Below are 405 nucleotides of genomic sequence, written 5' to 3' on the forward strand. Positions count from 1 at the left end.
GACGGATTGTTGATTCCCATTTGAAGAGCCAGTTCCTGATACGAGAGTTCGCTTGTTAAGTAAGACTCTACCACAGAAAGCTTTTCTTCGAAAGAGTATTCTTTCCGGGATCGAGATCGTTTTAACCCATTATCCCCCAATTTTTTGTAGGCAGCAACCCACGTTTTTAACTGGCAACTGCTCGACATGCCATGTTTTTGTGAAATGGAAGCGTAGCTTCCCTGATTGTCCAGGTATTCTGATACCAGTTGCTTCTTAAATTCGTAACTGTATTTCGCGGCGAATTGTCAAGCTAAGTGCAACTTTTTAGAGTAATGTACTTCGTATGGCGTTTTGTATCCTAAACATTTTCGGGGACGGCGATTTAGTTCTGCAAAAACAGCTTGCACATAGGCTTCTGGAACG

The 405-nt window shown here is 42.5% G+C and carries 2 pseudogenes; both read right to left on the minus strand.

The window, feature by feature from the left end:
• A pseudogene (locus tag CJ260_RS12560) lies at window positions 1-266 on the minus strand (helix-turn-helix domain-containing protein); the annotation flags it as partial.
• Between the two features lie 21 nt (window positions 267-287).
• Window positions 288-405, minus strand: a pseudogene (locus tag CJ260_RS13260) (IS30 family transposase); the annotation flags it as partial.

The sequence above is a fragment of the Megasphaera sp. ASD88 genome, assembly GCF_002287425.1.
In the GTDB taxonomy this organism is placed as follows: Bacteria; Bacillota; Negativicutes; order Veillonellales; family Megasphaeraceae; genus Megasphaera; species Megasphaera stantonii.